Here is a 7,891-nt window from a genome sequence, read left to right on the forward strand (position 1 = left end):
TGCAGGAAAATTGTATACATACTATGCTCCTTCTTCTCGTTCGGGCGTATTCGGTATGAATATTGGGAAGCGCCATCCGGAGGGCATCAAACTGCCGGGCGGTAGTGCATTGCCTTTATACAGGTTTCAGATCGATACGGTTATCCGCTACCGGTATATGACCCATAATGAACGTCAGGAAGAGGTGAAAAACGATTTATACAGGGTTTCGCGCGAATACCGTATATCGGATTCTTGGGATTTTTATAAAAAAATTTGGTATAGCTACTGTGATGCAGCATATCATTATTATGACAAACAGGATTCGGCAATATACGCCCGTTATTATCCATATTGTAGCGAGGATAATATATTACCTCCGACGTATGATTTGGGTATGTGTTATTTTCCGGTAGAGAAGGCGAAAATCGATTATTATGTGGGAAAAAGACTGATGAAACGTTTTCTCGGGTTTTGTATTATTGATGATACGATAAAAGCCCAATACCTTCAGGAAATGGATACGGCTTTATTGGCTTTGCCTACGAAGCATTTTATGCGTGAGTTTCTGCGAACGGAGCAGTTGGATTGCCTGGACGGAAAAACGTTTCCCCTGCCCCAAAAACAACCCCCTGCCCCTCCGGAAACAGCAATCCCGTAGATACCTATATATAGATCGTAAAATGATTTTTTTATTGGATCGTGTATGTACATCTCGACTTTTTTATCTATGTTTGAAGCATGATTAAAGAGAAGAAAAAATTTTCTGTCCGGCGTTTATTCCGGAGTTTCAGCTATGCATTACGGGGAGTCCGTCAGGTGATTTATGCAGAGCAAAACGCACGGGTTCACACGTGTGTGCTGGTATGTGTAGTTGTAGCCGGGATGTATTTCCGGCTATCGTCGACGGAATGGATCGCTGTTGCCCTTGCAGCCGGTGGAGTATTTGCAGGGGAAACGTTTAACACAGCCATCGAAGAATTATCGGATGCCGTATCTCCTCAATATGATGAACGTATCAAACGTGTAAAAGATTTTTCGGCCGGTGCCGTACTGATCATGGCTATCACGGCAGCTATCATAGGTCTGGTGATTTTTATCCCTAAAGTTGCCGGGTGCTGCTACTAACACACTATTAGCAGTACTAATATATCGTCTTCCGATCAGAAGATCAAATGATGAATACTCCGGTTTTATAGGGCGAGTGTATGGTATATAAATCGTTGTTTTTTTGTTTTATCCTTATCTTTGCGCCGGAGTCATTGGACTATGTAGATATGTCGGAAAAAGCGAATTTTGAACGTGCCGAATTGTTGATCGGTACGGATGCGATGCGACGCATGAACGCCGCACGAGTAATCCTGCTGGGAGTTGGAGGTGTGGGCAGTTGGTGTGCCGAGAGCCTGATACGCAGTGGTGTTCGTCACTTGACCCTTGTCGATTCCGACTGTGTAAGCGAAACGAATATCAACCGTCAACTTCCGGCCACGACACTTACCGTAGGGGAAGCCAAAGTAAATGTGCTGAAAAAACGTCTTCTCGAGATCAATCCGGAGGCAGAAATTACAGCGATTCAAGAGATGTATAATGCTTACACATCCGCCTCTTTTCATCTCGAATCCTACGATTACATCCTCGATGCCATTGACAGCTTAGAAGAAAAAACCCACCTGATACGGACAGCTACACAGACCGATGCCGTGTTCTTTTCCAGCATGGGAGCCGCCTTAAAGATGGACCCGTCGCGTATCCGTATGGCAGAGTTTTGGAAAATACAAGGATGCCCATTGGCTGCGGCGCTGCGCCGGAAATTGAAAAAAGGCCAATTGCCCGGAAAGAAATTTGTCTGTGTCTTTAGCGACGAAGTACTCGATAACCGAGGTGCTCTTCCCGACGCAGTCATATCATCGTCGGGATGGGATGCCCGAAAAGCGCGTATCAACGGTACACTGGCATATATCACAGCTATTTTCGGATTTACTTTATCCAGCCTTGTTATCAGAGATATATACACCTCTGTCAACACGAAATGATACTTATCCCGTTGTTTCTTTCATGCGATGAATAACGGTTAGTCTTGGCATTTTTCATTCTTTTGTATCTTTGTAGACAGCGGGGAAGATATTACAAACAGATTACATTCCTCAACAATAGAATTTTACAAATCATAAAAATAAGACACAATGATGTTGGATACACTTTACTACGGCAACTCAGTGCAGGACTGGGGAATATCTTTGCTTATTATTATAGGTGCTCTTCTTATTAATAAGCTCATTTCTATGATCATTAAGAAAATCATCCGAAAAGTCACGGCTAAGAGTCGTACACGCCTTGACGATATCCTGGTCACTGCCTTTGAAAAACCTGTTTACATGGGCATCATACTGTTTGCGATATGGATATCTCTTGATCGGCTGACATTGAGTGACACATTTCATAAAACGCTTAAAAATGTATATGAAGTATTGATCACGCTTAATGTAACGTGGTTCTTCGCCCGACTTTTCACGGGGCTGCTTGAAGAAAATCTGGCCGGCAAGGACGATGATCAGCAGAGAACTCCTTTTAACATCGACCGGAAGCTCCTCCCGGTCATCAAACGCGGAATACTTATTTTCGTATGGGTGATTGGCGGGGTAGTCGGGCTGCACAATATCGGAGTAACCGTAACCACCCTGATCGGAACGTTGGGGATCGGAGGGATTGCTTTTGCACTCGCTGCACAGGATACGATCAAAAATATCTTCGGCGGAATTACCATTTTTACTGACAAAACCTTTCAAATCGGCGATGTGATCAGTTTCGATCAGATGGAAGGCACCGTTGTCGATATCGGATTAAGAAGTACACGACTTGAGACGTATGACAAGCGGATCGTCACTATCCCAAACTACAAATTAATTGATGCCTTGATTACCAATATCTCTTCAGAGCCTGCGCGGCGTATTGTCATGGAGATCGGACTGACGTATGATACTACACCCGAAAAGATGCAGAAAGCCGTCAAAATTTTACGAAAGATTCCTCATAAGGTGCCAGATGTGGAAGAAAACAGTCTGAATGTGGCATTCGCGAATTTTGCAGATTCGTCGCTTGTTATCCGTTTCGTTTATTTCATTCGCAAGGGAGCCGATATTTTCGGGACACGCTCGACCGTCAATTTCGAGATCCTTCGTTCGTTTAACGAGGCCGGCCTAAACTTCGCCTTCCCCTCCAGAACCATCTATATCGAAAATCATGCCGAAACGCCGGAGGTCAAAGCGTTAATAAACGAGCAACGCTGATGCTACAAAAGACAAGAAGATGTGTCATAACGATATGTTTCGACACATCTTCTTTATGCTCTCAGTAAGCGTCAATATTACGCCATATAAGCCGTCAACTTCCACAGATTCGTCTCAATAGCCCCAAGATGCTTGCCGGCCAATGCAACTGTTCCGAAATCACCAGCTTCGGTAGCCAACTTAACGAGGCCTTGGTATTTCTCGCGCAAGATGTTCATCGAATCGAGTACCTGATTAATCCCTTTCTCCCAATCCGAAACATGATGTGTTTCTTTAATATCTGACTGTTTCAGATACTCCGAGAAGCGGTTTTCAGGATGTCCGCCCAACATGGCAATGCGCTCTGCTACCTGATCGATGGCCGCTGCTTCTTCATTGTAATATTCTTCATACAGTTCGTGCAGTTCGAAGAACTTATCTCCTACGATATCCCAATGCAATCCTCTCAGATTTGCATAATACACCTGACGATTGGCGAGTACATCGCTCAAACCGTTAATAATCGATTGTACGGCACTGTTCACTTCTTTACCTGTCTTTTTTTTCGCATTCATAATTCTAACTGTTTTTTTATGTGTTTGTTAATAATCTTATTTTTTTGAATGCAAAGATACAGTCATAAATCCCTCTTGTCAAATTGATAATTTCTATCTTTGCATCAATTTTATCAATAAATGGTACAGAGATGACGATTCAGCAGTTAGAATATATCATTGCCGTCGATAATTACCGGCATTTTGTCAAAGCGGCAGAAGCTTGTCGGGTGACACAACCGACCTTAAGCATGATGATTCAGAAGTTGGAAGATGAGCTGGAAGTCAAAATTTTCGATCGGATGACGCAACCCGTTCAACCCACAGAAATCGGAAAAAAAATCATCCATCAGGCACGACTGTCTATTTATCAATTTAATCAGATTAAGGAGCTTGTTTACAACGAAAAAGATGTTCTGAAAGGAAATTTTAAAATGGGGATCATTCCCACCATCGCGTCTTATCTGGTCCCGGAACTTCTCAAGAGGGTCCGTGAATCGAATACGGAAATTAATCTCATGATGGAAGAAGTGTCTACCTCGGCGATGATCGAAAACATACTCTGTGGCCGGATAGACGGAGGGCTGGCCGCTAGTCCCTTAAATCATCCTTTACTGATCGAAACCCCCATCTATTACGAAAAATTTTACGCGTATGTATCGCCGGAAGAACATCTTTTTCACAGTAACGAAATCGACCTGAAAGAGATTGACATTCATAAGGTATGGTTGCTTAATAACATTCATTGTCTACGCGGACAGGCAGAAACGCTCTGTAAAAAGAAAAGAGAAAACGAACCATCTCCAACGGTCAGCTATGAATCAGGGAGTTTGGATACGCTGATGAACATTGTAGATTATAATGGAGGTTTGACGATTATACCTGAGATGACTGCCATGGGACTGCCCGAAGAAAAGCAAGGTAATCTCCGCAAGATCAAAGGAGACACTTCGGTAAGAGAAATCAGCTTGATTGTCAGTCGTAATTTTGTCCGCCAAAAAATGGCTGAGGTTATTGTAAGCATGGTTAAGAAATCAGTACCTCAATCGATGCAAAATTCCGAACTCAGCCGTTATACTATTAAGGTAGATCTCTGAAAGTTGCGAAAGATGCCGTAACACTGTATTTTTACACTTGAAAAAGGAGTACGTCATACGGATTCTGGAAACCATGCTTATTTCCCTGATACAAAGGAACGGCTGACGAGCAGAAAACATTATTCAATAATATGAATGTCCGTATATATGCCTAAAATTAATTATATATTGCTGGTATACAGAAATTTATTTCTTTCTCCGATCCATACATACAAATTATTGTTATTAAATAGTTTAATGGAGCTTTTAGGTACAAACACGGATATTCATTTTTAATAAAGATTTATAAAATATTCATTTTCAATCTATAGAAAAAGGAAAATTAAGGATCCTGTTTTTTGATTTGTGGAAAACGCAATAAACATAAAAAAAATCACTGCAAACAATTATCAATATAAAAAAAACACTATATTTGTCCGCCTAATTTTTTAAATAATAAAGTATGAAAAAGTATAGATGCATCGTATGTGATTACATTTACGATCCGGTAGAAGGAGATCCGGATGGCGGTATTGATCCGGGAACAGCGTTCGAAGATATTCCGGACGATTGGGTTTGCCCTTTATGTGGCGTTGGCAAAGAAGATTTTGAACCGGTCGAATAAAACCGGCCTGCACAAGTTCAAAGGATAAAATTAACGGTAAAATCAGGATGAGGATGGTATCCGTATTCGTCATTACGTACGGAACTCTCATCCTGATTTCTTTCTTTTCTACGATTCCCCAATTTTCCTGATACGTTTAAGGCATCACATAGGTTCTACAAAAGCAAACCTCTTCAATCAGGAATTTTTCTATTTGTATTGTAAGTTCTTAATGCCTCAAGAGCGTTCCAGAAGCTTTTCACCTACAAGGCGAGCCGCTGTGGCAACATATTCTGCACATGGGCGTTTCCTGATCGATCCGGAAGTGTTTTCGGATGGAGCAGACTCTTCCTTTTCCACTACGAGTAATTCCCGACACAAGATAGAGCCGTTTGCCTGACGAAACTGCCCTGCTAACTCCTGCACTAATGCGTAAACTCGCTTCTTAGCCTCTTTGTCTGACGGATCGGCTGCCGGTTCCATAAACCCTGCCATCATAGCCATACTGCTGACGGTACCGCATACCTCACGCATCTTTCCGATCCCTCCACCAAACGGGGCTACCATAGTGGCTGCCAATGAGGGTTTTATACCCCATACATCCGCGTAGGCCAACAACACGGACTGCGCACAATTATACCCTTCCGAAAATAAACGACGTGCCTTCTGTACACGTTCCTCGACATTGATTGATTCCATATTTTTTCTTTTACAACAACACACAAGTATACTGTATATTCGACAAATTTACATAAAAATCGCGATTTATAAGCCAGTATAAATAAAAAACGGCAGAGCCGTCTCCGAAATGGCCTGGCATGAAAAGGAAAGATCAAGGCCTGCATGGATTCTTTGTTCTAAACGCGTGCTCGTGGCACAATTAGAATTATCTTTGAGGGATATTCTTAATGTTTAATCCTCAAAATGTAGGCTTATGAGAACCGTATGCGGCCTTGACGTGCACAAAGATAGCATATATCTTTGTATTTTGAGCAGCACGGGCGAGGTGATTGAAAAAGTTTATGGTGTTTTGACCATCCAACTGGAAGAAATGCGTGATTTGATGCTCACACATCACGTTCAGGAGGTGGGGATGGAAAGCACGAGTGTGTATTGGATTCCTGTGTGGCGTTGTCTTGAGCCGTACTTCAAATTGAAGCTCATCAATCCGTATTTCATCAGGCAGCTTCCCGGGCACAAGAGCGACGTGAAGGATGCGCAGTGGATTGCCGAATGCCTGTTGAAGGACTTGGTTCGTGGCAGCTTCGTTCCGCCCGAGCGCATCCAGCAACTGCGGCAGTACGACCGTCGAATCTATGACCTTGATGATGAGATTATCCGTAAGCTTGCCAAGCTGGATGCGGCGGTGCAGCGGTGCAACATCCGGCTGAGCAATTATGTATCGAACACGGACGGAAAAAGCTACAAGTCCTTCATAGACAGAATTTGTGAGGGCGTGACCGACCCCAAGGCGCTGGTAGAAGAAGTCCACGGACGCATCATCAATCGCCACGGGAGGGAGACTATCATCGCCGCGCTCACAGGCTGCATTACGGAATGCGACATCGACATCATGCGCCAGCTCAAGGCCGAGATAGACATGGCCGAGCTGCACAAGCAGGAATGCATGAACAAGATGCAGGACATCTGTGAGAAGGAATACTCGACAGCATTGAAGAACCTGCGGAGCATGCCGGGAGTGAAGATGAGAGCCGCCACGTCATTGATCGCAGAGATCGGCACCGACATGAGCCACTTCGAGACGGCTAACCACCTGGCATCATGGAGCGGGCTGAAACCGCGCAACGATCAGTCGAACAAGATCGTCAAGTCGCGCCGCATCACACATGGCAACCGCTACCTGCGCCGTACCCTCATCCAATGCTCATGGGCCGCAAGCCGAACCAAGGATTGTTTCTTCAGCCGTTTCTCCTACTATCAGATCCAAGTCCGCAAAAAGAACAAAATGAAAGTACAGGTAGCTATTGCACGCAAGATGCTCGTCTGTGTATGGCACATATTGAATGAAAACCTCCCATACAAGGATTTCGATAACAGGATCGACACATCCGCCAAAAACGGATGACACGATATACCAGTCATGGGAAGGCTACTATCTTTGTGATGGCACATGACCTCGTGATGACAAATTAACCAAAGACATGGCTGGCGATGGAACCCAGTATGAGCATGAAGCTCGAAGAGGAAAGTATCCCTGTTTTAGGCAAGCTCGGGAACGGCTTGTATGATCCTCCTATGTCTATCAATGAAAAAAATGGGACATCTTAGTTGTATGAGCCGGATGTTGTTTTCGGTTTTATAGAGGAAAGATACAAAATATGATTCGTTGCAGGCTTTTAATGACTTTGTTGCAACGGTAGTCAAGAGGTTATTTTTCTTTTCTGCCGTTAC

General features: G+C 43.6%; 9 protein-coding genes. 7 read left to right on the top strand and 2 right to left on the bottom strand.

The window, feature by feature from the left end:
* Nucleotides 1–55 precede the first annotated feature (55 nt).
* From ACTTKA_RS02810 to ACTTKA_RS02825, 4 genes are all read left to right on the top strand, one after another.
* A complete protein-coding gene (locus ACTTKA_RS02810; protein ID WP_442714929.1) occupies nt 56–640 on the top strand; it encodes a hypothetical protein in 585 nt (194 codons plus the stop codon).
* A gap of 80 nt (nt 641–720) precedes the next feature.
* A complete protein-coding gene (locus ACTTKA_RS02815) occupies nt 721–1,107 on the top strand; it encodes a diacylglycerol kinase family protein (RefSeq protein ID WP_442714928.1) in 387 nt (128 codons plus the stop codon).
* Nucleotides 1,108–1,256: 149 nt separating this feature from the next.
* The gene (locus ACTTKA_RS02820) at nt 1,257–2,012 is read left to right on the top strand and encodes a tRNA threonylcarbamoyladenosine dehydratase (RefSeq protein ID WP_442714934.1); all 756 of its coding nucleotides are present in this window, start codon (nt 1,257–1,259) and stop codon (nt 2,010–2,012) included.
* 153 nt (nt 2,013–2,165) lie between these two features.
* The gene (locus tag ACTTKA_RS02825; protein ID WP_442723894.1) at nt 2,166–3,266 is read left to right on the top strand and encodes a mechanosensitive ion channel family protein; all 1,101 of its coding nucleotides are present in this window, start codon (nt 2,166–2,168) and stop codon (nt 3,264–3,266) included.
* A 77-nt stretch (nt 3,267–3,343) separates the two neighbouring features.
* Here ACTTKA_RS02825 and ACTTKA_RS02830 read toward each other — a convergent pair whose 3' ends face one another.
* A complete protein-coding gene (locus ACTTKA_RS02830; protein WP_442723889.1) occupies nt 3,344–3,820 on the bottom strand; it encodes a Dps family protein in 477 nt (158 codons plus the stop codon).
* A 131-nt stretch (nt 3,821–3,951) separates the two neighbouring features.
* Between ACTTKA_RS02830 and ACTTKA_RS02835 the strand changes: the two genes are divergently transcribed.
* Entirely contained in the window at nt 3,952–4,896 is a 945-nt protein-coding gene (locus ACTTKA_RS02835; protein ID WP_442723890.1) for a hydrogen peroxide-inducible genes activator, read from the top strand.
* A 442-nt stretch (nt 4,897–5,338) separates the two neighbouring features.
* Nucleotides 5,339–5,500 carry a rubredoxin gene (rd, locus tag ACTTKA_RS02840; protein ID WP_124750398.1) on the top strand — a complete coding sequence of 54 codons (162 nt, stop codon included), beginning with the start codon at nt 5,339–5,341 and terminating at the stop codon, nt 5,498–5,500.
* 216 nt (nt 5,501–5,716) lie between these two features.
* Here rd and ACTTKA_RS02845 read toward each other — a convergent pair whose 3' ends face one another.
* Complete coding sequence (locus tag ACTTKA_RS02845; protein ID WP_442714925.1) at nt 5,717–6,178, bottom strand: C-GCAxxG-C-C family protein; 462 nt, start codon at nt 6,176–6,178, stop codon at nt 5,717–5,719.
* A 235-nt stretch (nt 6,179–6,413) separates the two neighbouring features.
* Between ACTTKA_RS02845 and ACTTKA_RS02850 the strand changes: the two genes are divergently transcribed.
* Nucleotides 6,414–7,565, top strand: a complete 1,152-nt coding sequence (locus ACTTKA_RS02850; protein WP_442723891.1) for an IS110 family transposase — start codon at nt 6,414–6,416, stop codon at nt 7,563–7,565.
* The last annotated feature ends 326 nt before the right edge of the window (nt 7,566–7,891 follow it).

This window comes from Tannerella sp. (assembly GCF_052170195.1).
Classification (GTDB): Bacteria; Bacteroidota; Bacteroidia; order Bacteroidales; family Tannerellaceae; genus Tannerella.